The following is a 1,979-nucleotide window of genomic DNA, read 5'->3' as shown; positions in this document are numbered from 1 at the left end:
TTACTGTTTACTGGACGGCTACGCCGTGCCTTTGGCAACACTGAAAAAAGCTCCCCTCCCTCCGCATCCGGCATAGAAGCATAGGTTTATGTAATTGTCAACCTAGATTTGCGAACTTTTTTGTCGAAACCGGATCTTAAACTTTAAAAATAGGCATGATGGGAATAGTTGGGATCGAGGGGGTGGAAAGACGGATAAACTGGTATCTTTGTACTTACACATACTTGGCGATATCAGGAATTCACGCTACTCTAGGTATCGGGTTCTTTACATTTTGTTACTTAACATCCGTAAAAAAACCTGGTTCATCTACCTTATTTTCTCAAAAAAGAATCTTAAAAAAGTGTTAAGGTTTTATAGTTGAGGAGTGTTATCAGGAGGAACATTGTGTTTAAACGACTTGCAGAACAGCATCGCCAACTAGTCAAAGACTTGGTCATGGATTTACAGGCTTTAGCGATCGCCTTAGAAAATCAAGGTTATCTAGCGTCCTGCTACACCTGTGGTGGTCAAATGAATAGCGCATCTTTTATGGTGGGATTGGGTGAAACCCATCTAATTCGGTTTCTCGTGTCCGATTACGGCATCACCTGGACAGAAATGCGCGATGATCGAGAGTTAATGAAACTCGAAGGTGCGGAAGCCATCAGCCAACTACAGGAATTAGCCAATCTGATTAAATATCAAATTTCGCCGGCGGAATTTATTGACAAAAAACCCTCCTCCGTGCTGCAACGGTTAGAGACGGTTTAACCCCAGATGTGACCTAGACCTGTATGTTTAGCGAACTTTTTCCCCCTAACCTTTCAGCCAACTGTTAGCTAGATAAGCCATTCGTTTCATCTCTTTTCGTCCCCGGGAGACGGAATCGAGGATCATGCCACAGGTCAAACTTAAAAAGGCTAAAAGCATGATCGAGGCCGATAAAATAGCGGTGGGAAAACGTGGTACTAAGCCAGTTTCGAGGTATTCAAACAGGACGGGGATCGCTAAGAGGAGGGAAATAACCGCCAAAATTAGCGAGACAAGGCTAAAAAAGAGAAAAGGACGAATTTCTTTAAAAAGTAAGATAGCGGTTCCCAATACTCGCCAGCCATCTTGAAAGGTTTTTAACTTACTTTGGGAACCTTCGGGACGTTCCCCGTAGAGGGTTGGTTCTTCAGCGAAGGGAATTTTTAATTCTAAAGCGTGGATAGTTAACTCGGTTTCAATCTCGAAACCATTGGACAAAGCGGGAAAAGATTTGACGAAACGACGAGAAAAGACGCGATAACCGGAGAGCATATCGATTAAACGCGCTCCAAACAGAAATTTCACCAATCCTGTTAAAAATAGATTACCGGCGCGATGACCAGGACGATAAGCCTGGGAGGATTTTGCCGCTTCCCGACGCGCACCGACGACCATATCCAATTGTTCCCGCAGCATTCGTTCAATTAAGCGTCGTACTGCCGCAATTTCGTAGGTATCATCACCATCGATGAGAATATAGATATCGGCCTCGATATCGGCAAACATCCGCCGGACAACATTGCCTTTTCCCGGTTGGATTTCCTGACGAACGATCGCCCCAGCTTTGAGTGCCTCCGTCACGGTATCATCGGTAGAGCGGTTGTTATAGACATAAATTGCCGCTTCTGGCAAAAAAGTTTGGAATTGGGAGACCACTTTTGCGATCGTTAGTTCTTCGTTGTGACAGGGAATAATCGCCGCAATACGATAGTTTTTCAGGGAAATCGGCGGAATAGCGGTCATTTCGATCATGGCTGATGACAATGTTTAATGATAGTTAGGGTCTGCTGAAAAAGTTTTTCGGTGGTGGCAGGGTGTGGGGTGTGGGGTGTGGGGTGTGGGGTTTTACTCATTTTCAGGTGGTCAATTACCTAATTTTCAGGGAAAAAGTCCAGGAATTTTACCCCCGATCACTCCAATGCTAGGCACTTTTTGAGGTCAAAAAAGCCTAAAAACCTTATCCAACA

Annotated in this window: 2 protein-coding genes; one reads left to right on the top strand and one right to left on the bottom strand. The window is 44.5% G+C overall.

Features of this window, described 5'->3' with window-relative positions:
- The first annotated feature begins 387 nt into the window (after positions 1-387).
- Positions 388-753: a DUF1815 family protein gene (locus PX636_RS04075; RefSeq protein ID WP_002801757.1), complete on the top strand. Its 366-nt coding sequence runs from the start codon at positions 388-390 to the stop codon at positions 751-753.
- 45 nt (positions 754-798) lie between these two features.
- Here the strand turns inward: PX636_RS04075 and PX636_RS04070 are convergent, their stop codons facing one another.
- Positions 799-1,764 carry a glycosyltransferase family 2 protein gene (locus PX636_RS04070; RefSeq protein ID WP_004162930.1) on the bottom strand — a complete coding sequence of 322 codons (966 nt, stop codon included), beginning with the start codon at positions 1,762-1,764 and terminating at the stop codon, positions 799-801.
- Positions 1,765-1,979: the final 215 nt, after the last annotated feature.

The sequence above is a fragment of the Microcystis sp. M53598_WE2 genome, assembly GCF_030067735.1.
Taxonomy (GTDB): Bacteria; Cyanobacteriota; Cyanobacteriia; order Cyanobacteriales; family Microcystaceae; genus Microcystis; species Microcystis aeruginosa.
Note: the sequence above shows the minus strand (reverse complement) of the source record. Positions and strands in the feature narration are given on the sequence as shown.

Bases quoted from the DNA above. Each gene is read 5' to 3' on its own strand.
- PX636_RS04070 (WP_004162930.1), bottom strand. From the start codon at position 1,764: ATGATCGAAATGACCGCTATTCCGCCGATTTCCCTGAAAAACTATCGT.